The sequence below is a fragment of the Corallococcus sp. AB045 genome (genome assembly GCF_003668895.1).
In the GTDB taxonomy this organism is placed as follows: Bacteria; Myxococcota; Myxococcia; order Myxococcales; family Myxococcaceae; genus Corallococcus; species Corallococcus coralloides.
Window position 1 is genome coordinate 25739 of sequence record NZ_RAWN01000027.1, and the last position, 24871, is coordinate 50609.

Sequence of the window (24871 nt, forward strand, 5' to 3'; positions counted from 1 at the left end):
TGCCACCTGGTATGCAACGGATACCTTCAATGAGCCACTCTTGAAGGAGATGAAATCGACATGACGCGATTCAAAGACAAAGTCGTGGTCGTCACCGGGGGAAGTGACGGCATCGGGCTCGCGACCGCCAAGGCCTTCGCCGCGGAGGGGGCCAGGGTCTACATCACCGGGCGCAGACAGGAGAGGCTCGACGAGGCGGTCCACGAAATCGGTGGCGCCACCGTTGGCATCCAAGGGGACGTCGGCAATCTCTCCGACCTCGACCGGCTCTACGAGCGCGTCAAACGCGACCACGGCAGGATCGATGTCGTTTTCGCCAATGCGGGAATCTCCGAAACCGTGGCGCTCGGTGCGATCGACGAGGAGCACTTCGAGCGCGTGTTCGGCGCGAACGTGAAGGGCATGGTCTTCAGCGTGCAGAAGGCGCTGCCCCTCATGCCCCCCGGAGGGACGGTCATCCTCGCCGGCTCGGCCAGCGGCAGCAAAGGCTTCCCCGGTCTGTCGGTCTACAACGCGACCAAGGCCGCGATTCGCGCGCTCGCGCGTACCTGGACGACCGACCTGAAGAGCCTGGGCATCCGCGTCAACGTGATTTCACCGGGGGTGATTGAAACGCCCGCGATGCAGACGTATCTCCAGAACAACGCGGGGATGGAGGACGTGCTGAAACAGATGACGCCGCTCGGGCGGCTCGGCCAGGCGGAGGACGTCGCGAACGCGGTGCTGTTCCTGGCGTCGAACGAGAGCAGCTTCGTCGCGGGCGTCGAGCTCTTCGTGGATGGGGGTGTCATGGCGGTGTGACACGATGATGTCAGGCCGAGGAGGACGCCTGAGGCAGCCACGAATCGCCGTGACGGCGGATGACACGGATTGGCGGATGCCCGTGGGTGGCCCCCGGGCTGCTGCTGACCGTCCCCTCGTGGGGACACTGGCTGCGACGTCCCCTGCTCCATGTCGAAGCCACCCGGCCCTATCCGCTGCGCGTGATGCTGGGCGGGCCCATCGAAGGCACGGGAGAGCTGCCGGTCCCACCGTGCGCGCCCGATGGGATCCTGCGCTTCCCTTTCTTCCGTTCGGAGGAGTGGTCCTGGGCCGGGCCAGGCACTCCCGAGGAGCGCAGCGGCGGAGTCATCCCTCTCCGCGCGCCATTTCCTGAATCAGGCGGACGGTTGAAGGCGTGGCGCAAGCATGCGCGAGATGGAACGCTGCCGCCGGTCCTGCTGCCCTACCTCACACGGGTGCGGAAGTGGCTCGTCGTGGATGGACACGACCGGTTGCACGCGGCGCTCCTGGAGGGCCGCGTGCAACCGCTGCTGGGACTCTGGAGCATCTTCGAGGAACTGGTGCCAGAGGACGAGCGGGCGCGGCTCCGCCGTGAGGGCTCCCGGATCGCAGCGGAGGTGCGCCTGCGCGCGAGGCCCGGTGAAGTCGACGCGGTCAATCGCAGCCTGTTGCGAGAACACGAACCAGTTCATCGGCTCGCGGTCACGCGCGCGTTCCCCCTGAGAGGCGGCGCCGCGGCCTGGAAGGCGCAGGTCACCGCCTGGCGGAAGGGGTCGGGCGCCACGGTCCCGTCAGACGACTGGGCGGCCTTCGTCAGCGAGCCCGGTAACGGAGGGGTCTCGCGACAGCCTCCCACTGACAGGACGTGCGCGATGGAGAGGCAGAGCCAGGAACGAATGCCGGAGCAGGTCATGCAGGCCCTGCTGGACCTGCTGGCGGAGATGCCCGACTACCGCGTGGGGCAGGCGCTCGCCATCGCCGCGGCCCGGTGGACGGGCTACTCGGATCCCTTCAATGTGGAGGACGAAGCCCTGTTCAAGACCCTCCAGCGGATGACCACGGAGGCCCGGGACCGCAAGCGCGCCCGTCCCCCGAGCGAGGACAGCTTGGAGGCCTACCTCACCGCGAAGCACGAGGGCTCTGTGTCGGAGTGGCTCCAGGGCTTGTCGCGCTGGGGCCACCGTCCCCTGGTCCTCGCGGCCTTCGCGGTGGCGGAGCCCTGCCTGGGCATCTGGGAGCACGGCGTGCCGGAGGATGGCCACTGGCAGTTCCACTTCGCCCGCGCCTCAGGCCCTCACGCCGCATTGAAGGCCCTGCGGCGTTGGCTGGGAGATTCCCAGACGCCTCTGGCGCCGCACGTGGAAGCGCTGCGCAAGCTCATCCAGTCCGCGGCGCTCACGGAGGACGAAACCGGTGGCGGCATGGAGCTCATCCGCGAGCGCCAGCGGTGTGTCGCCGCGGGCCGGGCCATGGTGCTCGCGCTCGAGGCCGCGGTGTGGACGCCGGAGCAGGCCACCCGCGACCTTCCGGACGAAGCCGAGCGGCAGGCGGTGGCGGCGGCGGGGCCGTTCCTGGAAGCCCTGGGCGCGGCGCGCGCATTCCTGTCCTCGGTTCCAGAGTCCACCGAGGAGAACGTGCGGGAGCACGTGCGGCGTGTCCTGCTGGCGCCGTAACCCGGGCGCGCCTACTCCTGTGGCGCGGCCGGCTTCAGCAGCAGGTCCGACAGGCCGGGCTTGGAGCGGCGCAGCAGGTCCTCCAGCGAGTACTTGTCCAACGTGGCGAAGAACGCGTCGCGCGCCTCCGCCAGCACGCCCTTGAGGCCGCAGAGCGACGCGATGGGGCACGTGTTGCGCTCCCGGTCGAAGCACTCCACCAGGTGGAAGTCCGGCTCGGCCGCGCGCACCACCTTGCCCAGCCGGATGTCTCCCGGGGCCTTCGCCAGCAGCACACCGCCGGCCCGCCCGGCCTTCACCTCCACGTGCCCCTCCTGCGCCAGCGTCTGCACCACGCGCACCAGGTGGTGCTTGGAGATGCCATAGGCGTCGGCGATCTCCTGCGTGGACGACGGCCGCCCGGGACGTGCCGCCAGGTACATGAGGACGCGCAGCGAGTAGTCGGCGTGAAGGGTCAGGTGCAAGTCAGGCGGCTCCGGCGACGGGCCCCGCTCGCGGCACGCTCGGCAGGAAGGCATCCGCGTGGATGTCCTTCAGCGAGAACCCCGCGAGAAAGAGCTTCTTGCGCAGGGATAGCACCGCTTCGGGGTTGCCGCAGAGGAACGCTCGCCAGCCCACCGGGCGCTTCGGGAGGCAGGTGAGCACCTTCGCCTCCAGGGCGCCCTCCTCTACCTCCCCACCTCCTCCCGCCAGCACGACGGGCCGGTAGTGGAGGTTCGGATGGCTCGCCGCCATGGCCCTCAGCGCGTCCACGAGGTACAGCCCGCCCGGGTCCTTCGCCCCGTGGAACAGGTGGATGGGGCCGGTGTGCCCCGCCTCCAGCGCGTCCCGCAGGATTCCATACAGCGGCGCGAGCCCCGTGCCCGTCCCCGCCAGCAGCAGCGGCGCCTCCGGCTGCCCGGGCACGTAGAAGCAATCCCCGGCCGGCCCCTGCACGTGCACCTGATCACCATGTCTGACTTCGCGAGCGAACCAACCGCTCATGGCGCCCCCGGGCACGAGCCGCACGTGCAGCTTCAGCCGGCCCTCGCGAGGCAGGCTCGCCAGCGAGTAGCTGCGCGCGAGCCCGTCCGCGCGCACCACCGTGACGTACTGCCCCGCGCGATAATCGAGCGGGGTCTCCACCTCCAGCCGCACCGCGAACACGTCCGCGCTGAGCGACTCCAGGTCCACCACGCGCGCGGGGACGCGCAGCTCCGACGCCCCCGCCACCTCCAGCGCCGTGCCCTCCTGGGGCCGGCACGTGCACGCGAGGAAGTAGCCTCGCGCCCGCAGCGTGTCCTTGAGCCCCACCTGCGCCGCCTCGGGCACAGGGCCCGAGGTCGCCCGCATCAGGCAGGACTGGCAGGCCCCCGCCCGGCACGCATGCGGCACGCGCACGCCCTGGCGCAGCAGCCCGTCCAGCACCGTCTCTCCGGGCTCCAGCGGATACCACTCGGATTCATGCCGTACCTTCGCCATGGCGTGCCTCCTGACGGCTGCTTCAGCGGTTCAACACGTCCGCCCGCGCCCCTTCGGCGACGGTCATCACCTGGCCCACCAGCTCCGCGGGCACGCCCAGCTCCTCCAGCGTCTCCTTCAGGTGCCCCACCACCGCGTCGAAGTGCATCGCGTTCAGCCCGCGCTCCACCAGGTGCTTGTGCCCCGCGCGCATGTCCTTGCCCGAGTAGCTCGCGGGCCCGCCGGTCACCATCGTCAGGAACGCCTTCTGCTTCGCGGCCTGGCGCTCCATGTCCACGTCCTCGAAGAAGTGGCTGATGCGATCGTCGGCCAGCACCTTCCGGTAGAAGACGTCCACCGCCGCCGCCATCGCCGGCTCTCCGCCAATCTTCTCGTACACGCTCGTCATGACTTCGCTCGCTTTCCGGGCCCACGCCCCAAAAAGATGCATCCTGAATGCATCTTTAAGGGTCCCGCCGTCAACCCCCCGGGGTTCCGAGCATCGGGCTAACTTCTCGCGCATGTGCCATCGGCTCATGCGCACAGTCGTGGAGGTGTTTTCCTGGCAGACCGCGGAGCAGGTCCCCTGCCCGTGGACGCGGAGGCTCAGGCGTGCAGCAGGCCGCGCGCCCGGCGCACCACGCGCTCCATGCCGCTCTTCACGTGGTCCAGCGGCAGGAAGCGGTTCACCGGCGTGGGCCGGTGCCCCAGCGGCCCCAGGTGCTTGCGCAGCGCGTGGTTGGTGCGCAGCGCGCGCAGGTGCCGGGCCGTCTCGCGGGTGTTGAAGATGATGGACAGCGACACGGAGACGTCGTCCGTGCCGTTCTTCACGTAGTGCGGCGCCACGAAGGGGATGTGCAGCGCGTCCCCGGGTCCGAAGGCGTAGCGCTCCGCCGTCGCATCGAAGGTCTCGCGGTAGCTCACCTTGGAGCCCGAGCGCGCGATGAAGGCCTCCAGGTCCGGCGCGGGGACCACCTGTTCGTCCCACGCCTTCGAGACGTGCACCGCCTTGCTGCCCCGGAACTGCATCAGCAGCGTGGAGTAGCGGTCCAGGTGGAAGGGCGTGACGCTGCCGGGGGACGCGATGAAGAGGTAGAGCATCGGATCCACGGCGTGGGTGCCCACGCCCTGCTGGCGCATCAGGTCCTCCACCTCCGACAGGAGCGCGCGGTACAGGTCGTGGAAGCTGGGGTCCTGCTCCGGCGCGCGCAGCATGATGTACGAGTTGCTCGTCATCATGTTCTCCACGGTGTCCTTCAGCGACAGGCCGGTGCGGTAGTCCAGGTGCGCGCGGTCGAAGTCCGCGTCCTTGGGCACCAGGCCGGAGCTGAAGAACACGTTCGCGGAAGGCAGCCGCTGCACCACGCCCGCCAGGTTCTCCAGCTCCAACGCGGGATGTCCCAAGAGGGTGTGACGGCACCGGAAGGACTCACGGTCGAACTGCAACGGCGACCCGACAGACTCGAAGATGCGCTTCATGGAAGTGACTCCTTGCCGCCTTCAGCGACAGGTGTTCACTCAATGCCAGCAGAGCGCGCACACAGGTTCAAATTGGGGCATTTTGCCCCGGGGCTTCATGGGGCATATTGCCCCGCTCCCCTCTGAAGACAGTCGGATTCGTGGGATGTGGAACGAATTGAAGACCCCCCGGCGCCGGCTGCCTGGCCGCCCTGCCGTCGCCCTTGAGGGAGGGGCGGGCGCGGCTGGGAATCATGCCCATGTTTCGTCCATCACCTCGATGGGAGGAAGAGACATGGCGCTGGAAGCAATCCTGTTGTGGGCGGTGATTGGCCTCATCGCTGGATGGCTCGCGTCCGCGGTGGTGGGCGGTGGCTATGGCCTGATTGGCGACATCGTCGTGGGCGTGGTGGGCGCGTTCCTGGGAGGTTTCATCCTCCGGGCGCTCGGCACGGGAGCCCCGTTCGGTGGCCTCGCGGGCACCATCTTCGTGGCGTTCATCGGAGCGGTGGTGCTGCTGCTGATACTGCGGCTCATCCATTCGAGCACCGTCCGAAGGGTCTGATCCGCACGGCCTGAAGACCGCGGTGACTTCTCGCGCGGGGCGCATGCGTCCCGCGCGAGTCGTGCTTCCGGGCCTGATGACGCCAGACACCAGGGGCCTGACGGCAGTCATCAGGGCGGTGGCCCTCCGCCCCCGCCGCCGCGTCCGTCCCCTGAGCGATTCCAAGCGGTTACCTCGTCGAGAAGCGTGTGGGACGCGTGGCACGCGCCGTGCTCTAGCCCCCTGCATCGCTGAACCGGACGGCGTCTCCCCGCCGCCCCATCCAATCTCCGAGGAACACCGCCATGGCGCTCTCCCCCCTGTCGAAGTCGTCCGTTGCCAGCTCCTCCTTCTCCCCCCGCACGTCCGCCACGGAGCTCTCCAGCCCGGTGTCGCGCCCCACGGCGGACGCGGCGAAGGCGAAGTGCGGCCCGGGTTCGCTCCAGGGGATGTTCCAGGCGGATGGCTTCGACGCGCCGGCGGGCGTGGGCAAGAAGGGCGCGCTCCAGGGCGGCAATCCCATGGAGCAGCTGGCCCAGATGGTCCAGATGGTGAATCAGCTGGTGGAGCTGCTCGGTGGAATGAACGGCGCCGGTGCGCAGCAGGCCGCGGGTCCGGCCGCGGCTCCTGCCGCTGCCCAGGCCGCAGCTCCTGCCACTGCCCAGGCCGCGGCTCCTGCCCCCGCGCAGGCGACCCCGGCCGCGCAGGCTGCTCCCGCCGCGCAGGGCGCCCCGGCTCCGGCGGCTCCCCAGAAGAACGCGGCCGTCGCTGGTCCCCAGTCCGTGGGCGACTCGAGCGCGGCGAAGGGCAAGAACACCATCACCCTCAACAACGACGGCGACAAACCGATGACGGTGAACTTCACCCCCAACGCGGGCGAGAAGGCCGTCGACTCCGTCACGCTGAAGCCCGGTGAGAGCCGCACGGTGCAGTTCCCGGACAACTGGTCCGGCAACTTCCGCAGCGACAGCGGCGACGGCAAGAACGCGACGCTCGGTGAAGTGAAGTTCGACGGCGGGTTCGGGAACACCTACTACGACGTCAGCTACATCGAGGGTCACAACACCGCGATGACCATCCAGGCGGACGGCGGTGGCCGCCTGTCGGGCACGATGGACAACCTGCTCGCCAACGCGCCTGACTCCGTGAAGGCCAAGGGAGCGGACGGCTCCGCGTACGGCATCAAGAAGAGCACCACGTCCAACGTGCAGGATCCGGAGGTGGTAGACTTCTTCCGCAAGCACGTCGGCGCGGATCAGGGCTACGTCATCCCCACGGATGACGCGAGCACGCTGGGCAGCAAGAACAGCAACCTGGTCGTCCACCTGAAGAACCTGGCCTGATTCCCCCCTAGCGAGGCCCCCGTCCATGAGCGTCCGCCTTCCGTCTGGCCTTCCTCGCCCGGGCCTGCCCCTGCAGAGCCCCGCGAAGGAGAAGGAGGAGAAGGCGCAGTCCGGTGAAAGCAAGTCATCGGGCAAGGCCTCTGGAAAGGGCGGCGCTGGCAAGGGAGGCGTCGCCGTCAAGGGAGGCTCCGCGAAGGGCGCCTCCGCCAAGGGGGGCCTGGAGCAGGCCGGCCCCCAGGACGGCATGGACTTCGGCCGCTCCGGCGAGACGGAGCGCAACGAAGGCGGCGGTGGCGGTGCCAGGGGTGCCCAGCAGCAGGCCGGGATGTCGCCTGGCACGTCGCAGGGCGCCGCCAGCCTGGGCACCCTGGAGCAGCCCCCTGCCCTGGCGGCGCAGGCGCCCCAGACGGCCCCGGCGCTCCCCCAGCCTCCGCCCACGACACCGCAGGTGCCCGGGGCGCCCCAGCTCGCGCGCCAGCCCGCCGCTTCCGAGTCCTCGCGGGAGCGCACCGCGACGGACGGACAGTCGTCGGATGCCGCGAAGCAGGCGCTGGAGGGCCGCGCGAAGCTGCGCACCGCCGTCCTCCACCGGCTCTACCGCGGCCTCACGGAGGTGGAGGGGAAGATGGCCGCCTTCCTCGCCAACCCCGGCCGTCAGGGCGTCGTCACCCTGCCGGTGGTCCTGAGCGTGAGCACCGTCACCTTCGAGTGGTGGAAGTCCGCGAACGCGGTCCCCGAGGACCGGGCCTACCTGGCCCAGGTCCTGGGCGAGCCCGGCACGGCGGACGACGCCACGCTCCTGGGCACGCTGCGCGCGGAGATTGCGCAGGCCTTCGCGGAGTTCCCGCGCACGCCGCAGGGCGTGGAGGCCCGGAAGCTCTACGACGCCGTCCTCCAGAAGTACGAGGCCGCCCGCATCCAGCCCATCATCGCGGGCCACGACACCGGCCCCGTGGTGGAGGAGTGCGCGCGGCTGGGCCTGTCCTGCGAGACGGACTTCACCCGTTCGCTGCTCTTGTCACCGTGGATGCTGGCCACCAGCCAGAGCCCGGACGAGGGCTCCGCGACGCAGGTGATGGTCGCGGGCCTCACGCTGCCCCAGCTGGGCGCGCTGGTAGGCCACCTGCGCCAGCTCAACCCGATGCTCAGCAATCCCCAGCTGCGCGCGCTGCTGCTGCGCGCCTCCACGGACAAGAGGCTCGCGCTGCGCAAGGTGATGGGACTGGAGGAGGTGGAGCAGGTGCAGGAGCTGGCGCGCCAGTTGCTGCGGCTCCAGGCCGTGCAGCACCTCACCGTCTGAAGCCGCGCGGCAGGCGCAAAAGCGAAAGACGATGAGCCGCGGCGGATGGACTCCAGTCCATCCGCCGTCTGTCTTCAGGGGTTATGAAGACTCGCGGCCGAAGTTGGACATGGCGCGGGAGCCGCCACCATCCGTGTTGCCCAGCGCGACGGCCTTCTGCCCGCCCTCCTGCGCGGCCTGGGCCTCGGACATGCCCTGGGCGCTTTCGACGATCATCTGCCCGCCGCCCTGGTGCCGGTTCCAGCTGATCTCCATGGAGTCCGCGAGCCGCTGGGCGTCCACCGGAATCTTGGAGCCGGTGCTGGGGTCCTTGATGAGGTAGCGGCCCTTGTCGTCCTTGCCCTCCACGGAGACCCAGTGCGCGCGGCCCGTCTCGCCCGGCTTCGTCGTGGGGTCCACCAGGCTGGAGTCCACCATCACCGCGCCCTTGGCGCCGCGAGCGAGCGCGTCATCCAGGGCCTTGGTGTCGAGCTTGGACGACGTCTGCGTCACCTTCGTGCCCTGGTTCGCCAGCATGTTGGACAGCTCATGCGGCGACGTGCCCTGGCCCTGCGTGAAGCGCGACTCCAGCGCGGACATCTTCTCCTTGTCCGACGTGGGCTGGGCCTTGCTGTTGCCAATCTCCTTGCCCAGCATCACCGCCACCGCGGCGCCGCAGTCGTTCTGGTTGGTCTGCTTGACCACCTCGGGGTCCGTCCCCGCGGCGTCCCAGCCGCCAATCTCCGGAGCCTTGGGCGCGTTCGCGAGCTTCCCCGCGACGCCCACGTCCTGCGCGGAAGCGCCCGACACCGGCTGGAAGCGGTTCGCCCACGCCTGGTTGAGGGCCTGCACCGCCGCGAAGGCGTCCGTGGCCTGCTCCGTCTGCACGGGGGTGGGCGCGCCCTCCACCTGTGAGACGACCTTCTCCTCCGGCAACCCGGCCTGCTGAGCGGCCTGCTGCGGTACGGCGGTCGGCTTCACGTCCGCCAGTTGCTGGAAGGAACGGAGGAGATTGGAAGAAAGGTTCACGCTCACGGTCGTGGCTCCGGAGGGGGGGAAGGGGGATGTCATCCTACCTGTGATGCCGCCCCGTGTTAAGGCTCCCCGGACGGATCCAACCCGTGCTTGCGCAGGAGTTTCCGGAGGTAGACACGGTCGATATCAGCTTCGCGAGAAGCCCTGGAAATGTTGCCTTCGCAGCGCTCGATGAGGTTCTTCAGGTAGTCACGTTCGAACACTTCGATGAGGTGTTCTTTCGCTTCCTTGAAGGGCAGGTCCAGATCCGGACCCTTGCGGCCGTCCGCCCCCGGGTGCGCCTCCAGGTCCGGCAGGGCCTCCTCGCCCAGGTTGACCACCTGTTCCACCACGTTGCGCAATTCGCGCACGTTGCCGGGCCAGGGGTACTGCATGAGCAGCGCGCGCGTCTGGTCCGACAGCGCGCCCGGCTGCCGGCCCATCAGCTTGAGCATGTGGTCGATGAGCAGCGGGATGTCCTCCGGGCGCTCGCGCAGCGCGGGCAGCGTCACGCGCAGCACGGCGAGCCGGTGGAAGAGGTCGCGGCGGAACTTCCCCTGCTGGACGGCCTGCTCCAGGTTCACGTGCGAGGCGGCCACCACGCGCACGTTCACCGTGAAGTAGTCGTTGCCGCCCACGCGCTTCACCTGCCGGCGCTCCAGCACGCGCAACAGGCGCGGCTGCAGGTCCAGGGGCAGCTCGCCAATCTCGTCCAGGAAGACGGTGCCGTTCTGCGCGCGCTCGAAGGCGCCGGCGCGGTCACCCTGGGCGCCGGTGAAGGAGCCCTTCACGTGGCCGAAGAGCTCGGACTCGATGAGGGTGGAGGGCACGCCCGCCAGGTCCACGATGACAAAGGGGCCCTTGGCGCGCGGGCTCTGCTGGTGGATGGCCTCCGCGCACAGGTCCTTGCCGGTGCCCGTCTCGCCGTGGATGAGCACGTCCGCGCCGCCGGGCGCCAGGCGCTCCAGTACGGTGAAGGCCTCGCGCATCTTGCGGCTTCCGCCCACGAGCGCGCCGAAGCGGTCGCGCGAGGACAGCGGCAGCGAGCGCTCGCGCGTGTCCTCCGGCACCAGCTTCAATTCGGTGGTGCCCAGCGTGATGACGCTGCCGGGGCGCAGCTCCATGGCGGTGAAGCGCAGCCCCTCCACGAACGAGCCGTTGTGCGAGCCCAGGTCCGTGGCGACGACGTGCTCGGCGTGCACCTCCAGCTTCAGGTGCTGGCGGGAGACGGCCTTGTCGGTGAGGACGATGTCACACGTGGGGTTCTTGCCCACTGTGTACGTCCCCTGCTTGAGCGGATGGGTCTTGCCGGCCTCCGCGCCGGAAAGCACCCGCAGCACCATCCGCACCTGTCCCGCACGGCCCCGGTTCAGGGTGGCCGTGGCGTCCAGGAGCGCCTCGTCGTCATCTGGGGGCAGCGACACGGCGCGGGACGGTAGCACGCCCCGCCAGGGTCGCCAGCAGCCGTGCGTAACGTCCTACCTGCGCCGGCCGCGAGGCGGCTTGCGGGCAGGCGGGCGCGGGGACTCCTTGGGCAGGGTCTCCAGCCACGAGTCCACCTCGCCCACGCGCTCGTCCATCCCGGACTCGCTGAAGCGCTCCCGGGCGCGGGTGGCCTCGCCCCGGGCCTCTGGAGACTGGCCCGTCTGGTACAGCGCCCGCGCCAGCGCGAAGCCGGACTCCGCCAGCGCATCCGGGGGCGCGGACGCGAAGGACACCGCCAGCTGGAGCGGCGCCACGGAGTCGCGTGCCCGGCCCAGGCCCAGCAGCGCCTGGCCCACGCCGTCGTAGGAAGGCTGGAGACCTTCGTCGCCCTCGGGCAACAGCTCGCGCTTGAGGGCCACGGCCTGCTCGTAGGTCTTCAGCGCGTCGTCGTAGCGCTTCATCCCCAGCTGGCACATGCCCAGCTCGTCCAGCGCCTCCGCCACCTGGGCGCTCTTCGCGCCATGCAGGGTCTTGTAGAGGTCCACCACCGCCTGGGCATGCGGCAGGGCGCGCTCGGGCTGGCCGGCGTCTCGCAGGGCCAGGGACAACAGGCCATGCCGGCGGGCCACGTCCGGGTGCACCGGGCCCACGGCCGCCAGGGTCTTCGCGAGCGACGCCTCCAACAGCGGCACCGCCCCCTTCGCGTCGCCCGTGCCCAGCACCAGCCGCCCCAGCAGGAAGAGCGCCCGCGCGCGCTTGGGGTGCTCGGGCGGCAGCGCCTTGTCGTAGAGGGCGCTCGCCTCCGTCAGCCGCTCGCGGGCCTCCTCCATGTGGCCCTGGGACATGGCGAGGTTGGCCTGGTTCACCTTCACGTCGGCCTGCAGCACGGGCTCGCCGCCCAGGCGCTGGAGGGTGGCCTCCGCCAGCTCGCCCCAGTTCGCCGCCGGGTCGAAGTGCTTCTGGCCGTCCTCCACGTAGAGGAGCTTGTTGAGGATGGCGACCTTCAGCCGGTCCGCCCTGCCCGCCTCCGCGTCGAACACCGCGCGCGACAGCAGGCGGGACGCCTCCGGCGACTGGCCCGTCTGCTCCTGGAGCCAGCCCAGGTGGAAGCGCATCTCCGCCTTCAGCGGCAGGTAGCCCGTCTTCTCCACCGGCGCCTCCAGCGCCTTCACCGCCGCGAGCGCCGCCGGGTAGCGGCCCGCGTCCACCTGCGCGCGCACCTCCGACAGCTGGTCCTCCAGCGCTTCAATCGCGTCGCGCAGGGCGGGGTCGGAGGGGCGGCGCTGCTGTTCTGCCAGCGACTCCACGTCCTCGCACTCGTGCAGCGCGGGCAGCGCGTGCGCCATGTCCACGGACTTCTCCACCATGGCGGCGTCCGCGCTCGCGAGCAGGTCCACCGTGGCGCGCAGGTCCCTGCGGCGGCGCTCCAGGCACACCACCTGCCGGTCCAGTTGCTCCTCCGGCTTCACGCCGCTCACGCGCGCGTCCTCGCACGCCTGGATGCGCTGGTGCTTCCACGCGTCCGCGTACTGCCCCAGCACCTGCACGGCGCGGACGGCCATGCCTTCCGCGAAGGGCTTCCCGGTGGCGCGGAAGGCGGACTCCAGCTTCACCTTCGCGTCCGGCGTCCACACGGTGTCCATCAGCGCGCCCGCGTCCGCGCACACCTGGGACTGCTGCCACGCCACGCCGCCCGCCACCGCGAGCGCGGTGGTCATGGCGCCCGCCGCGCCCAGCCAGCGCTTGCGCTGCCCGTGCCGCTGCTCCTGGGAGAGCGCGTCCAGCAGGGCCTGCATGGACGGGAAGCGCGCGTCCACGTCCAGCGCCAGCCCGCGCAGCACTGCCTGCCGCACCCAACCGGGCACCTTCGCGTCGCGCGGGGGCTCGCGGATGAGCGCGGGCGGCGGAGAGATGACGGGGGCCTTCGCGGGCGCGGCGTTCAGCGACTGCGTGCCGCCCAGGGACTGCGTGCCGGTGGCCTCCAGCTCCGCGCTCCGGCTGGCGGACGCGTAGGCCTTGATGCTGCCCGGGTCGAAGGGGCGCGTGCCGTACAGCGCGCCGTAGAGCGCCGCGCAGAAGCTGAACTGGTCCGTGCGCGCGTCCAGCTGCGTGCCCCGGAACTGCTCCGGGGACATGTAGTTGGGCGTGCCCACCAGCAGGCCCGCCTCCGTGAGCGTGGTGTCCAGCATGCGCCGGTCCGAGGACTCCAGGACCTGCGCCTCCTCCGGCGAGGCCGGGGCCTCCGGTCCGTCGCCCACCTGCCGCGCCAGCCCGAAGTCCGTCACGTAGACGCGGCCCGCATGGCTCACCAGCACGTTGGCGGGCTTGAAGTCGCGGTGCACCAGGCCCGCCGCGTGCGCGGCCTGGAGTCCCCGGCCCGCCTGGAGGTAGCGCTCCAGCACCTCGCGCCAGGACGGCTTCGCCTCCTTCAGCCACGAGCCCAGCGTGCCACCTTCCACCAGCTCCATGGCGACAAAGACCTGGTCGCCCCACATGCCCACGTCGAAGACGGGGATGACGTTGGGATGGGAGACACGCGCCATGGCCTGCGCTTCACGCAAGAGCCGGGACCGCGCCTCCTCGTTGTCGTGGTTGGCATTCGGGTGCAGCAGCTTCAGGGCAATCTTGCGGTCCAGGTCCGGGTCATAGGCGGCGTACACCACGCCCATGCCGCCCTGCCCCAGCTTGCGCAGGAGCAGGTAGCGGCCCACCTGGGGAACGGGCGGGACGTCCTCCGCGCGGCGCGGACGGGGGCCCGTTCCGTATCCCGAGCCCCGGCCCGTCCCCGCGCCCGAGCGCACGGAGTCCGAGTTGCCGGTGCCTGTGTTTCGCCTTCCGGTGTCTCTCTTCGTCATGGGGGCCGTGACCTGATCCGCGAGTCTACCGCCGGCCCTCGTCCGCTCCGAACATCCTTCCGCGGCGCGTCAACCCAGGCTGCCTGCCTGGTGACAGCCGTCATCAGCGGCAGGACCGCGGTCACCAGGGGCCGCCGTCGGCGTGGACACAAACCCCCGGAATCAGGGAGCGCCCGGCAGGCCGGAGGCTGGCACGCCAGACGCAATGGGTACGGACAACGCGGGCAACTTCGGGGTGCGGTTGGACCTCATCCGCGACAGGCCACATGAATATCGCCGAGCCGCAATCGACTGACTGAATGCGTGGCGCGGATGGAGGCGGCGGTGAACGGAGACACCGCCGCCTTCTTGCTTTTCAGCGCTTCACGCGCTGCGTGCGCTCGTAGTCCTCGTAACGCAGCTTCGCGATGGTGCGCCGGTCGCGGGTGCGGACGACGATGCCCTCCGGGTGCTGCCCGGCCCCTGCATCCAACGCGCACCGGGTCGCGGGCGCGTGCGAGCGCAGCCAGGCGAACGCTCCCTCCAGGTCCTTCGGCATCGCGGCGCCGTCCTGTTCGAGGATGCGCGGCGTGGTCTCCAGTCCGTGCTCGCGGGTGAAGGCCATGAGCGCGTCCTCGGTCACGAAGGGCTGGCCTCCGGATTCGCGCCAGCCGGAGAGCTGCTCCGCGGACCAGGTGAGCGGCGTCTCGTAGTCGGTGAGGCGCACCACGTCGAAGACGCGGTAGCCCACGCGCTTCTCGCCCGTGTACTGCTTGCTGTGGGCGGTGACGTTGCCGCCGTACACCTCGCCGAAGACGACGGTGATGCCGCCCGCGTCGAGCCGCTTCTCACGCAGGGCGTCCGCCACCGGGCGCAGGTGCTCCACGATGCCCAGGGCCGGATTCCCGATGAGGTCACCGCTCGCGTAGAGCAGCTCCTCGCGGCTGCCGAGCAGGTACGTGCCGTCCGGAAGGAACACGATGCGCGCGTTGGTGCCATCCACCTTCTCCGTGCCGACCACGGGCCCGTCGAACGCGATGGCGGGTTCGGCCAGCCGGCCCTTGTCTCCGAGCGTGTGGTACGTCGGGATGGACGGGTACTTCGTCAGCGAGTTGAGCGTGCGCAGGTTGGCGGTGCGGACGGAGAAGGTCATGGCGCGGCCTCGGGGGTGTGCGGGGCGACGGTAGCAGAGGCCCCTGGGAGGCTCGCGGGACGCGGCCATCCGCCGGGGCCTGACACACGGAAGGTTCGAGCGCATGGGAATGTATGGAGAGGTCCTGGGCATCGGCCCGTTCCACCGCGAGCTGGTGCCGTTTCTCCAGCAGCCGGAGGCGTGGCATTGGGACACCCGCGAGGGGGCCATCATCGTCGTCCCCGTTTTCTCCGCGCCGGAGGGCAGCTCCCGCAGTCGCGCTCTGGCCGAGTGCCTGGGAGCGGACCCGTGGGACTTCAACACCCACGCGCTCGACCCGTGGCGTGCGGACGTGGACGCGCTCAAGCAGTTCGAGCAGCCCGGCGAGGCGCACCGGCTGGAGTGCTTCCTGCGCCTGCGCGACGCGGGCTTCTCCTTCTACTTCCAGCCGAACGGATAGCCCATGCCGGAGCTCTCTCCCATCGTCGCGGGCGTCATCGCCATCGGGCCCTTCCGTCGGAGCCTGGTGCCCTTCCTCGAATACTCCGCGCACTCCTACGAGCACACGCGTGAGGGCGCGCGGATCATCGTGACGATCCTGCACGACTCCCACGACCCGGTGATGCTCCGGGACGTGGGCGGGTGCCTGGGATTGGACCCTTGGGACTTCAACACGCACGTCATCGACTTCGCGAAGATCGACCTGGAGTGCCTGGGCATCGTCTGGGAGAACGACGAACTGCCGGAGCGCATGACCGCGCTGAAGGACGCGGGGTTCCAGTTCTACTTCCGCATGCAGCACTGGAAGTTCACGGCCTGAGGCTCATTTCACCGTGAGCACGCGCGTGTCGGTGTTCTTCACGCCCTTCCAGTCCGTCACGGTAAGGCTCGCGCGGTACGTGCCCTTCGCCGTGTAGCGGTGCGTCTGGAGCGCGGTGGGCCGTCCCCTCCCTGTCACCTGCGCGGAGCCGTCACCGAAGTCCAGGCCCCAGGCGTCGTTTCCCGTGCCCGTCGTGGACTGGAAGCCCGTGCTGCCGGAGAGGTCGAACGTCACCGTGAGCGGCGCCGTGCCCGTCGTGGTGGACGGCTGCAGCCAGGCCGCCGCCGTCGCGTGCGTGTAGCCGCTGGCACCCAATGCATGAAAGCCGTCCACGCTGGACGCCGAGGAGTCCACCCACCATGGGCAGGTGCCGGTGGTGTGGAAGTACGACGCGACCTTGATTTCCGGGTGGCGCTTGAACGTGTCCAGCGCGTCCCGGAACCACTGCCCCTTGCGCCCGGCCGTGCTCGCGTCCTCCACGGAGCCCCACTCCGGCAGCATCACCGGCTTGCCCTTCACATGGGCCCACGCGAGCACCGGCGCCACCGCCTCCTCCAGCGAGCGCCACGTGTCGCCCGCCGTGGGGTTGCAGCCATTCCAGTTGTAGGCATCCGCGCCCACCCAGTCCACGTAGGTGCTGCCCGGCCAGAACGCATCCGCCGCGCCCGATTGGAAGCTGTAGGGGACGAGCGTCATCGAGTAGCTCACGTTCGTCACGCCCTGCTGGCGGAACACCGTGACGAGTCGGCGGAACGCGGCCGCGAACTCAGCGGGCGAGCCGTGGGCCGTGCCCGCCATGTCCGGCTCGTGGTTGAAGATGAGGAACAGCGGTTTGCCCGTGCCCTTGAGCGCCAGCGCGTGCGCCTTGAGCTGCGCGTCCTGGGCACCGCTCGCGATGCTCGCCCACGACACGCCACTGCCGTCCTGCCGCTTCGCCGTGATGGACAGAAGCGGGATGCGGCCGCGCTCCAGGTCCGCGAGCAGGAACTGGTTCGGCTGCGCCTTGTCCCACACCGCGTAGATGCGATGGACGTCCATCTTCCGCTCCGCCACCTGCTCCAGCGCATCCAGCGCCGCCGCGTGGTCCTCCGTGCCGCGCTTGCCGGCGAACGCACCGAAGAGGACGCCCGACGCCGGCTCGAACGTGACCGCCGCTTCCGCCTCCGCCAGCCGGAAGTCCTCCGGAGACTCCGCCGGGCCGCAGCCGGTGAGGCCGAGCGCGAAGGCGAGCCCGCATCCAAGCCAAGAGGGCATCCACCGCGGGACGGAGAGACGGCGCATGAGGTAGCTCCGAGGGGAGGAGGAACTCCCAGGGTGTCAGCCTGTCCCAACGGCTGTCGACGGCCACCCACCGAAGGAAGTAGCCAGGAAGCGCGTTGGCCCCTCCTCCACGGAGGTACAGCGCTGACAAAGGCGCTCGAGCCCCATCAGCGCAGGAGCACCTCACCAGGGGAGCGCGAGTGGAGCGTCATGACCGACAGAGGCCGCGAAGGGCTGTCGCCGCTCATGAAGCCAGGGGGCACGGAGAATGCGGAAGGCGGCGGTCTTCCCAGCGCGATATCGCGCTCAAGCTGCGCCTCCACGTACGCCACGAGCCCTCCCCGGTTCCTCCCCATCCCTGTCCCAGCATCGCCATCCAACCATAAGGGTCTGACATAGGCCCATGAGCACCCGTCCGCGCCGGCGACCGGAGGGCACCCCCTCCGGCCCCGAGCGGTGAAAACCTGTCCGACTGTCGGACAGGTTCATGGCTTCGGGCCGCATGGGGCGCAAACCTGTCGGACAGTCGGACAAGTTCGTGGCCCCGGGCCGCAAGCGACGCAAACCTGTCCGACTGTCGGACAAGTTCGTGGCCCCGGGCCGCAAGCGACGCAAACCTGTCCGACTGTCGGACAAGTTCGTGGCCCCGGGCCGCAAGCGACGCAAACCTGTCCGACTGTCGGACAAGCTCGTGGCCTCGGGCCTCATGGGGCGCAAACCTGTCGGACAGTCGGACAAGCTCGTGGCCTCGGGCCTCATGGGGCGCAAACCTGTCCGACTGTCGGACAAGCTCGTGGCCTCGGGCCTCATGGGGCGCAAACCTGTCCGACTGTCGGACAGGTTTCTGGCATGCGCGCCCGACGGGCGGCATCTGCCCGTGGTTCCGCCTTGCACTCGCGCAGACACAGACTCTCGGCCCACCACGGCCTCCGCACGTGGCTTCATCCTTGCTTCCGTGCAGGCACGACTTCGCGGCCCACGGCTCCCCTCGTCCGTGGTCCCCCTGGTGCCCGCTCCGGCACACCGTGGCGGCGTCGCTGCGCTCCGCGAAGCGCGCGTCCTGGCGGTGACCTTCGGATTGAAGGATGGATTGCCGATTATCTGGCGCTCCACTCAGCGCTGGCGCATCCGGACACGCAGGCACTCCGCGACGTCCTCCCGCAGCGCCTCCGGGAAGCCGGACAGGCCTGGCGTGTCGTTGCACTCCAGCAACGTGTAGCCGCCGTCCTTCGCCTGGAGGAAGTCCAAGCCCAGCACGTCCGCGCCCAGATGCCGCATGGCCCGGCGCGTGTGATCCGCGAGCTCCGGCGGCGGGTCGATGACGTGGTACTTGCGCGTGTCGACGTTGGCCTTCCAGCCCGCGCTCGCCCGCGTCATCGCCCACATGCGCTCGCCTACCGCGAGGCAGCGGACGTCGCGCTCGTAGTCGATGAAGGGCTCGACGACCGCGTAGTCGTCCGCGGCGAAGAGGAGGTCCGCGATCTCCGGCCACGCGCCAGCGTCGCGCACCAGCGCCTTGCCCAGCCCCGCGTGGTGATTGCCGACCTTGACGACGAACGGCACGGGCCGCTCCAGCCGTCGCAGCATGTCGTCGCCGAGCGCGGCGTCGAACGGGATGACCGGCAGCCCCGCCTCACGCATCTCCGCTAGCATCGACAACCGGTCGTGACAGCGCGCCAGCACGGACGCCGGGTTGGAGCAGGGCACACCGCTCAGGCGGATGAGCTCCAGCGTCGCGCGGTGCCGGGGGTCCGGGCGGATGGCGCCCACCCGCCAGAGCACGCCGTCCAGCCGGGTCGCGGACTCACGGTTGATGCACCAGAGCTCGCCACCGCGCAGGACCCAGGAACACTCCTGAAGCCTGCGGAAGACGACCTCGTATTCCGGGAAGTAGCGCTGCCAGTACTGTTCACCGTTGATGACCACGAGGGTGGGCCGCATCCGGCCATCGTTCCATGTCTCGCCCCCTGCTGCGCGAGGACGCACCCGCCGTCCCTGTCCGGCCGGGACGGAAGCCTGACTCCCCGTGACGCGCCGGTTGACGCGCGCCCCCGGCGCCCCTCTTATCTGCCTCTCCCCTTGAGCAGGAGTTCCCGTTGGCAGGCGTCCCGGTCGAATTGACCCCGGAGGATTTCGAAGCAGTCACCCAGAAGCCCGGCATGTGCGTCGTGGACTTCTGGGCGCCGTGGTGTGAACCCTGCCATGCGTTCGCCCCGGTCTTCACCGAGGCCGCCGCGCGGTTCCCGGACATCACCTTCGCCCGGCTCGACGCGGAGGCCCACGAGGCCGTGGCCGAACCGCTGGGCATCGACGCCTACCCCACCATCGTCGCGTTCAAGGACGGCCTGGAGGTCCGCCGCGTCTCCGAGGCGCTGCCCGCCGAGGCGCTGGACCGGCTGCTGATCGCACTGCGAGCCGTGGACGTGACGGAGGAGGAGCGCCGCAAGACGAACCGCGAGCGGACCGAGGCGGGCGAACTCCCCACCGGCGTTCCCGAGGGCGCCACCTGGGACGACGGCGACGAGGAGTGGTCCTTCGGCCCGAAGGACGCAAAAGGCCGGCCGCACGGCACGTGGCGCTACTGGCGCGCCGACGGCACCCTCTGCAACGAATGCATCATGGAGCAGGGCAGGCCGCACGGCCCCTTCAAGCGTTTCCACGAGGACGGCTCGGTGTCCCAGGAGGGTGCCTTCGCGCAGGGCCAGCTCCACGGCCCACGCACCTGGATTGCATCCGACGGCTTCACCTCCGAGCGCATGCACGAAGGCGGCGTGAGCGAGCGCGTGCGCAAGACGGTGATGCACTACGACCGCGGCACCGTGCGGCAGGTGGAGCACTTCAACGGCGACGGCCAGCGCGTGGTGCCCTCCACCGGCGAGCCCTACCCCACCCGTCCGGCCCACCTGCCCGAGGACGCGGAGCTGCGCGAGGACCTGAACCAGTGGGCCAAGGTGACGCTCAACGCGGACCGCGAGCGCCACGGACTCACCCGCTTCTGGGACGCGCAGGGCCAGCTGCTCTGGGAGGCCGAGTTCGACAACGGACGGCGGAACGGGCGCTACTGGTCGCGCGCGGAGGACACCTACGCGGACTTCCGCGTCCACTTCGAGGAGGGCCGGGCGGAAGGCGACTTCGCGTGTGACGAGTGGTCCCTGATGGACGCGCAGCGGGTGGTGGTGATCAAGCGCGACCTGGGCCAGGCGATGGATGAGCAGACGCTGGCGCGCTCGCCGGTGTTCTCCAACCTCCCCCGGAGCGCGGAAGGCTGGCGCGAGCTGGCGAAGGAGGCCCGCGCGGACCGGCGCTACCGCGAGGCCCTGCTGGCCACGGCGCGTGCGTGCGCCACGTCGCTGGACGTCCAGCCGTTGAAGCAAGGCCTGGAGGAGCTGACGCTGCCTCGCACGCAGGACTCGGCCCGTCAGGTCGCGCACAGCGTGGTGGAGGATGCGGGACAGGCGTGGGCCCCCATGGCGGACGCGCTCATGCGCGGCGGTGAGGCGGCCACGCTGCTGCGGGGCTACGCGGTGCTGTTGGACCAGACGGACCGGCCTCGCGCGGCGCTGGACTTCCTGCACGCGGCGATGCTGCTCGCGCCGGAGCGCAAGGCGTACCTGTTCACGCGCGGCCTCATCCTGTTGAACCTGGGCGTGGCGGATCAAGTGCAGAAGGACGCGGAGGGGCTCGCGGCAGTGGAGCCGGACACCGCCCGGTTCCTGGCCACGTACGCGCGGGCGTTGTTCCCCCGCTTCGACTTCTGGGCGGGACAGGAGCCTCCGAGCTGCACCTACGACGGCCTGCCGGAGAAGCCCGAGCAGTCCCTGGAGGCCATCCAGCAGCTGGTGCGCAAGTACGCCACGCGGCTCCAGGCGATCCGCGGCGCGCTGCTCCAGCGGTACAAGCCCGGCGCGGCGGTGTCCTGGCTGCCGCCGGACCTGTCGGGCCTGCTGGGTGATGGGCCCGTGGAGCTGAAGCAGGAAGAGATGGAGTCGGACGAGGACGAGCAGGTGGAGATCGACGAGACGCTCGACCTGGAGATGGGGTTCGCGGACCTGACGCTGATGCTGCGCGGGGACTGGAGCGCGCTGTCGTGGCTGCTGTGGTCGTGCGGCGAGACGACGTTCAAGATGCCCACGCGCATCGCGCCGCCGGCGGGTTACGGACAGGCGGCGGGACAGGCCGCGCAGCGGCTGTGGCAGAGCCGGGACCGCAAGTTCCGGGGCAATGCCAGCACGACGAAGCCCGGCCAGGGTTTCCTGTTCGAGGGCGTGGCGCTGGGCGACCTGCACCCGAACCTGGTGTCCATCGCGGAGCGGCAGTACGCGGAGACGCAAGCGATGTTCTATTGGCTCAATGACCCGGATCACGTCTCTCCGTGGCAGAGCAATCTGAGGGGCAGCTAGGCATGAATCGGATTCGTGAAACCATCGAGGTCGCGGAGCCCCTGTGGCGGGCGCTGGAGCAGATGAGCCACGACCTGGGCGTGGACCGGAATGCCCTGGTGGCCCAGGCGCTGTTCCTGCTCGCGAGACAGAACGGGTACGTATCGCCTACGCCCGTGGCGCTCGGGGTGATGGGCGCGGGTGAGCCCGTGCGGGCTCCAGCGGTTCGTGCCCCGGAGCCCGTGGTGCGTCCGGCGGAGCTCCCCTCGGCGGCCGCTGTCCCCGCAGCGGCCGTCGTCCCCGCAGCGGCCGTCGTCCCCACGCCCGCCGCTGTCCCCGCGCCTGCCGCTGTCCCCGCGAAGGAGCCCGTGGCTGCCACTCCGGCCGCGGCGGTGTCCGAACCCGCGAAGGCACAGTCCTCCGTGGACGAAGCCGCTCACGCGCGGGCACGCATGCAGGAGGTGCTCGCGGCGGTGGATGCGGTCGCGCAGCCCCGCGACGTGCCGGTGGCATCCGACGACGAGGAGGAGGCGGACGAGGAGGAAGAATCCGACTCCGACGAGGACTCGGACGACGAGGAGTCCGACGACGAAGCGGCTGACGAATCCTCGGACGAAGAGGAGTCCGACGACGAAGCGGCTGACGAATCCTCGGACGAAGAGGAGTCCGACGACGAATCTTCGGACGACGAGAAGTCCGCGGAAGAGGACTCGGACGACGACGATTCCGACGCCGCCGAAGCGGCGGAGGAGGATTCGGACGACGAGGATGCCTCCGAGGCGGCGGCCGCCACGGACCAGGGCTCGGACGACGAGGACGGGTCGCAGTCCTCCGAGGAGGACGACGCAGCCGCGGCCGACATCGCAGCGGCGATCGGCTCCGAGGAACTCCCCGGCGCCAACGAGGCCGACGACTCCGAGCCCGAAGAGGCCAGGACGGGAGAGGAGGCCACGGGCACCGAGGAAGACGACGCGGCCGGTGAGCCTGCTGCGCAGGCCGCCTCCTCCAGCGAGGACGACGAGGAGTCCGCCGAGGACGAAGAGCAGGACTCGGGCTCCAACGAACCCGAGGAACAGGACATGCCCTTCGTGGCGCCTCCGGCCGCGAAGGCCCCCGCCGCCCGCAGGCAGGGCCGTGTACTCCGGCCCTCCGCGCCCGAGGACGACGCGCCCCCGGACTCCAACCGGGCCCGGACGGTCCCGCCACGCGCGTGGACGTGGAGCGCTTCACGCTGGGACGCGGCCCGCAGTGCAGCCTCGTCGTGAAGTCCGGCAGGGTCTCCCGCGAGCACGCCGCCGTCGTGCGCGATGGCGCGGACTACGTCATTGAGGACCTGGGCTCATCCAACGGGACCTGGATCAACCACCAGCGCATCAAGCGCCAGAAGATCGCGGACGGGGACACCTTCAACCTGGGGACCGAAGCCGTGTACTTCTCCCTCCAGCCTGCTGAGGACTGACGCGCTCAGGCCTTCCGCGGGGGATCGCGGATGCCCAGGGCGGAGGTGACTCCGCCCAGCACCAGCAGCACGGCGGAGACGAGCATCGCCCGGTGGAAGCCCGCGACGTCCAGTCGCGGGCCCACGATGAGCCCCGCGAACGCGATGGCGATGAGCCCCGCGACCCGGGCGATGGCGTTGTTGATGGCCGAGCCGATGCCCGCCTGCGCCTTGTGCACGGACCCGAGCACCGCCGCCGTCAACGGCGCCACCGTCGTCGTCAGCCCCAGCCCGAACACCAGCACGCCCGGCAGCATCTGCGTCCAGAAGTCCAGCGGCATGCCAACGCGAAGCATGAGCAGGAACCCGGCGCCCGCGACACACGGCCCCACCGCCATGAACAGGCGCGGCCCGAACTTGCCCGCGAGCCCACCGAACGTCGACGACAGCAGCAACATGATGATCGTCGTCGGCAACAGCGACAGCCCCGCCAGCGTCGCGCGAAAGCCTCCCACCTGCTGGAGGAACAGCGTGATGAGGAACTCGCTCAACGCCAGCGCCCCATAGATGAACGTCGTGGCCAGGTTGCCCACCCAGAAGTTCCGCGCCCGGAAGAGGCCCAGGGGCATCATCGGGTGCGGCGACCGCCGCTCCTGCCAGAGGAACGCGATGAACGCCGGCACGCCCACGCCCAGCGACACCAGCACCGTGGGATGCGTCCAGCCCACCGTCCCCTGCTCAATCAGCGCGTAGACGGGACCGCCCAATCCCAGACACGCCAGCACGGCGCCCAGCACGTCGATGCGCGCGCCCTCCGGGCGGGTGGGCTCCTCCATGCGCGCGAGCAGCGCCAGCGTCAACCCGATGGGCAGCACGTTGATGGCGAAGATCCAACGCCAGCCCACCGTGTCCACCAGCAGCCCGCCAACCAACGGTCCCGCGATGAACGCCCCACCCGTCCAGCCGGTCCACGCGCCAATGGCCTTCGCCTGCTCGGGGCCGGAGAAGAAGGACAGGATGAGCGCCAGCGAGCCCGGCACCAGGAGCGCGCCCGTGGCCCCCTGCAGCGCACGCGCGAGGATGAGCACCGGGCCCGTCGGAGCCACCGCGCACAGGAGCGACGTGGCCCCGAAGCCCAACAGCCCCAGCCGCAGGATGCGCTTGCGCCCGAACACATCCGACAGCGAGCCCGCGGCCAGCATCAGCGAGCCCAGCGTGATGAGGTAGGCATCCACCACCCACTGCTGGAGGCTGAGCCCACCGCCCAGGTCCCGCACCATCGCGGGCAGCGCGACGTTGATGATCGCCCCGTCCAGGAACGTGACGAGCGAGGCGAGCACGGCGATTCCCAGGACCAGCCGCTGTGGAGGCGTCAAGGTATCCGCCGACTCCCCCAAGGTGTGCCCCCGCGCGCCCGGGGAGGTCGGGACGCTCCAGGTCTTGTAGCGAGCCTCCTGCCGCGCTGTCTGCCCCGGACGCCGTGGACTTCCAGGTCATCAACACTGCGCAGCCGACCCATCCAGCGGCCTGCCTCCGTATGAAGTGCAGGAGGCAAACGTCATGGCACAGCCGCTGTACACCGGACAGGTCCGCACCGTGGGGGAGAGCATGGCCCGCAGCACCACGGAGGCGCAGGCGTTCAAGATCTTCATGGACGAGCCCGTGGAGCTGGGAGGCCAGAACGGCGCGCCCAGCCCGCTCGACTTCATCCTCGCGGCGCATGCGGGCTGCTTGAACTACATGACCTTCTTCATCGCCCGCGAGCTGGGCATCCCCGTCACCGGCACCGAAATCACCGTGAAGGGCTCCCTGGACCCCTCGAAGTTCGCCGGCACCAACCGGGACGTGCGCGCTGGATACCAGTCCCTCACCGCCACCATCCACGTGAAGGGCGACGTCACCCAGGAGCAGCTGGCCCGGTTGCTGCGCGAGGTGGAGACGCGCTGCCCCGTCAGCGACAACCTGGCCCACGCCACCCCCATCCACCTCTCCATGCAGCCCGCCGCATAGGTCCGCCTTCCCACGCTCCATCCCCACCGCGGGCCCGGT

Annotated in this window: 22 protein-coding genes; 11 read left to right on the plus strand and 11 right to left on the minus strand. The window is 70.2% G+C overall.

What is annotated here, in order from left to right; translation table 11 throughout:
* The first annotated feature begins 60 nt into the window (after positions 1–60).
* Positions 61–801, plus strand: a complete 741-nt coding sequence (locus tag D7Y21_RS09220; RefSeq protein WP_121712606.1) for an SDR family NAD(P)-dependent oxidoreductase — start codon at positions 61–63, stop codon at positions 799–801.
* A gap of 86 nt (positions 802–887) precedes the next feature.
* Entirely contained in the window at positions 888–2456 is a 1569-nt protein-coding gene (locus D7Y21_RS42580; RefSeq protein WP_233612035.1) for a hypothetical protein, read from the plus strand.
* Between the two features lie 11 nt (positions 2457–2467).
* Here D7Y21_RS42580 and D7Y21_RS09230 read toward each other — a convergent pair whose 3' ends face one another.
* From D7Y21_RS09230 to D7Y21_RS09245, 4 genes are all read right to left on the minus strand, one after another.
* On the minus strand, positions 2468–2920 hold the full coding sequence (locus D7Y21_RS09230) for an Rrf2 family transcriptional regulator (protein WP_120565146.1): 453 nt from the start codon (positions 2918–2920) through the stop codon (positions 2468–2470).
* 1 nt (position 2921) lies between these two features.
* Complete coding sequence (locus D7Y21_RS09235; RefSeq protein ID WP_121712608.1) at positions 2922–3917, minus strand: 2Fe-2S iron-sulfur cluster-binding protein; 996 nt, start codon at positions 3915–3917, stop codon at positions 2922–2924.
* 22 nt (positions 3918–3939) lie between these two features.
* On the minus strand, positions 3940–4305 hold the full coding sequence (locus D7Y21_RS09240) for a group 1 truncated hemoglobin (protein ID WP_121712609.1): 366 nt from the start codon (positions 4303–4305) through the stop codon (positions 3940–3942).
* Positions 4306–4502: 197 nt separating this feature from the next.
* The gene (locus tag D7Y21_RS09245) at positions 4503–5375 is read right to left on the minus strand and encodes a JmjC domain-containing protein (protein ID WP_121712611.1); all 873 of its coding nucleotides are present in this window, start codon (positions 5373–5375) and stop codon (positions 4503–4505) included.
* A gap of 274 nt (positions 5376–5649) precedes the next feature.
* On the opposite strand from D7Y21_RS09245, the gene D7Y21_RS09250 reads away from it, so the two are divergent.
* From D7Y21_RS09250 to D7Y21_RS09260, 3 genes are all read left to right on the plus strand, one after another.
* On the plus strand, positions 5650–5919 hold the full coding sequence (locus tag D7Y21_RS09250; RefSeq protein WP_120525713.1) for a GlsB/YeaQ/YmgE family stress response membrane protein: 270 nt from the start codon (positions 5650–5652) through the stop codon (positions 5917–5919).
* A gap of 284 nt (positions 5920–6203) precedes the next feature.
* Positions 6204–7241 (plus strand): hypothetical protein, encoded by a 1038-nt coding sequence (locus D7Y21_RS09255; protein ID WP_121712613.1) that lies wholly within the window; start codon positions 6204–6206, stop codon positions 7239–7241.
* Positions 7242–7266: 25 nt separating this feature from the next.
* Positions 7267–8541 (plus strand): hypothetical protein, encoded by a 1275-nt coding sequence (locus D7Y21_RS09260; RefSeq protein WP_121712614.1) that lies wholly within the window; start codon positions 7267–7269, stop codon positions 8539–8541.
* 81 nt (positions 8542–8622) lie between these two features.
* On the opposite strand, the gene D7Y21_RS09265 is transcribed toward D7Y21_RS09260, so the two are convergent.
* From D7Y21_RS09265 to D7Y21_RS09280, 4 genes are all read right to left on the minus strand, one after another.
* Positions 8623–9555, minus strand: a complete 933-nt coding sequence (locus tag D7Y21_RS09265; protein ID WP_120565153.1) for a hypothetical protein — start codon at positions 9553–9555, stop codon at positions 8623–8625.
* Positions 9556–9614: 59 nt separating this feature from the next.
* The gene (locus tag D7Y21_RS09270; protein WP_233612037.1) at positions 9615–10877 is read right to left on the minus strand and encodes a sigma 54-interacting transcriptional regulator; all 1263 of its coding nucleotides are present in this window, start codon (positions 10875–10877) and stop codon (positions 9615–9617) included.
* A gap of 135 nt (positions 10878–11012) precedes the next feature.
* A complete protein-coding gene (locus D7Y21_RS09275) occupies positions 11013–13814 on the minus strand; it encodes a serine/threonine-protein kinase (protein ID WP_121712616.1) in 2802 nt (933 codons plus the stop codon).
* A gap of 355 nt (positions 13815–14169) precedes the next feature.
* A complete protein-coding gene (locus D7Y21_RS09280) occupies positions 14170–14946 on the minus strand; it encodes an RNA ligase family protein (protein ID WP_120565155.1) in 777 nt (258 codons plus the stop codon).
* Between the two features lie 103 nt (positions 14947–15049).
* On the opposite strand from D7Y21_RS09280, the gene D7Y21_RS09285 reads away from it, so the two are divergent.
* Together D7Y21_RS09285 and D7Y21_RS09290 are read left to right on the plus strand one after the other, a co-directional pair.
* A complete protein-coding gene (locus tag D7Y21_RS09285; protein ID WP_121712618.1) occupies positions 15050–15385 on the plus strand; it encodes a hypothetical protein in 336 nt (111 codons plus the stop codon).
* 3 nt (positions 15386–15388) lie between these two features.
* Positions 15389–15745 (plus strand): hypothetical protein, encoded by a 357-nt coding sequence (locus D7Y21_RS09290; RefSeq protein ID WP_121712620.1) that lies wholly within the window; start codon positions 15389–15391, stop codon positions 15743–15745.
* A 3-nt stretch (positions 15746–15748) separates the two neighbouring features.
* On the opposite strand, the gene D7Y21_RS09295 is transcribed toward D7Y21_RS09290, so the two are convergent.
* Positions 15749–17026, minus strand: a complete 1278-nt coding sequence (locus tag D7Y21_RS09295; RefSeq protein ID WP_147469237.1) for a PKD domain-containing protein — start codon at positions 17024–17026, stop codon at positions 15749–15751.
* Between the two features lie 1092 nt (positions 17027–18118).
* On the minus strand, positions 18119–18946 hold the full coding sequence (locus D7Y21_RS09305; RefSeq protein WP_121712626.1) for a RimK family alpha-L-glutamate ligase: 828 nt from the start codon (positions 18944–18946) through the stop codon (positions 18119–18121).
* A 155-nt stretch (positions 18947–19101) separates the two neighbouring features.
* Between D7Y21_RS09305 and D7Y21_RS43425 the strand changes: the two genes are divergently transcribed.
* From D7Y21_RS43425 to D7Y21_RS09325, 3 genes are read left to right on the plus strand one after another with little or no spacing between them, the layout of a single operon-like run.
* The gene (locus tag D7Y21_RS43425) at positions 19102–21405 is read left to right on the plus strand and encodes a thioredoxin family protein (protein ID WP_121712628.1); all 2304 of its coding nucleotides are present in this window, start codon (positions 19102–19104) and stop codon (positions 21403–21405) included.
* Between the two features lie 2 nt (positions 21406–21407).
* On the plus strand, positions 21408–22649 hold the full coding sequence (locus tag D7Y21_RS09320) for a hypothetical protein (protein ID WP_147469238.1): 1242 nt from the start codon (positions 21408–21410) through the stop codon (positions 22647–22649).
* Positions 22601–22843, plus strand: coding sequence for an FHA domain-containing protein (locus D7Y21_RS09325; RefSeq protein ID WP_233612038.1), 243 nt, complete (start codon positions 22601–22603; stop codon positions 22841–22843). Before D7Y21_RS09320 ends, D7Y21_RS09325 begins: the two co-directional genes overlap by 49 nt.
* 5 nt (positions 22844–22848) lie before the next feature.
* On the opposite strand, the gene D7Y21_RS09330 is transcribed toward D7Y21_RS09325, so the two are convergent.
* Positions 22849–24198, minus strand: a complete 1350-nt coding sequence (locus D7Y21_RS09330) for an MFS transporter (RefSeq protein ID WP_233612036.1) — start codon at positions 24196–24198, stop codon at positions 22849–22851.
* Positions 24199–24382: 184 nt separating this feature from the next.
* On the opposite strand from D7Y21_RS09330, the gene D7Y21_RS09335 reads away from it, so the two are divergent.
* Positions 24383–24832, plus strand: coding sequence for an OsmC family protein (locus tag D7Y21_RS09335; protein WP_233591735.1), 450 nt, complete (start codon positions 24383–24385; stop codon positions 24830–24832).
* The last annotated feature ends 39 nt before the right edge of the window (positions 24833–24871 follow it).

Excerpts from the sequence above, each read along its gene's own strand:
- D7Y21_RS09220 (WP_121712606.1), top strand. The coding sequence starts at position 61 with ATGACGCGATTCAAAGACAAAGTCGTGGTCGTCACCGGGGGAAGTGAC.
- D7Y21_RS09235 (WP_121712608.1), bottom strand. The coding sequence starts at position 3,917 with ATGGCGAAGGTACGGCATGAATCCGAGTGGTATCCGCTGGAGCCCGGA.
- D7Y21_RS09240 (WP_121712609.1), bottom strand. The coding sequence starts at position 4,305 with ATGACGAGCGTGTACGAGAAGATTGGCGGAGAGCCGGCGATGGCGGCG.
- D7Y21_RS09245 (WP_121712611.1), bottom strand. The coding sequence starts at position 5,375 with ATGAAGCGCATCTTCGAGTCTGTCGGGTCGCCGTTGCAGTTCGACCGT.
- D7Y21_RS09250 (WP_120525713.1), top strand. The coding sequence starts at position 5,650 with ATGGCGCTGGAAGCAATCCTGTTGTGGGCGGTGATTGGCCTCATCGCT.
- D7Y21_RS09255 (WP_121712613.1), top strand. The coding sequence starts at position 6,204 with ATGGCGCTCTCCCCCCTGTCGAAGTCGTCCGTTGCCAGCTCCTCCTTC.
- D7Y21_RS09260 (WP_121712614.1), top strand. The coding sequence starts at position 7,267 with ATGAGCGTCCGCCTTCCGTCTGGCCTTCCTCGCCCGGGCCTGCCCCTG.
- D7Y21_RS09270 (WP_233612037.1), bottom strand. The coding sequence starts at position 10,877 with ATGGTGCTGCGGGTGCTTTCCGGCGCGGAGGCCGGCAAGACCCATCCG.
- D7Y21_RS09275 (WP_121712616.1), bottom strand. The coding sequence starts at position 13,814 with ATGACGAAGAGAGACACCGGAAGGCGAAACACAGGCACCGGCAACTCG.
- D7Y21_RS09280 (WP_120565155.1), bottom strand. The coding sequence starts at position 14,946 with ATGACCTTCTCCGTCCGCACCGCCAACCTGCGCACGCTCAACTCGCTG.
- D7Y21_RS09285 (WP_121712618.1), top strand. The coding sequence starts at position 15,050 with ATGGGAATGTATGGAGAGGTCCTGGGCATCGGCCCGTTCCACCGCGAG.
- D7Y21_RS09290 (WP_121712620.1), top strand. The coding sequence starts at position 15,389 with ATGCCGGAGCTCTCTCCCATCGTCGCGGGCGTCATCGCCATCGGGCCC.
- D7Y21_RS09295 (WP_147469237.1), bottom strand. The coding sequence starts at position 17,026 with ATGCGCCGTCTCTCCGTCCCGCGGTGGATGCCCTCTTGGCTTGGATGC.
- D7Y21_RS09305 (WP_121712626.1), bottom strand. The coding sequence starts at position 18,946 with ATGCGGCCCACCCTCGTGGTCATCAACGGTGAACAGTACTGGCAGCGC.
- D7Y21_RS09320 (WP_147469238.1), top strand. The coding sequence starts at position 21,408 with ATGAATCGGATTCGTGAAACCATCGAGGTCGCGGAGCCCCTGTGGCGG.
- D7Y21_RS09335 (WP_233591735.1), top strand. The coding sequence starts at position 24,383 with ATGGCACAGCCGCTGTACACCGGACAGGTCCGCACCGTGGGGGAGAGC.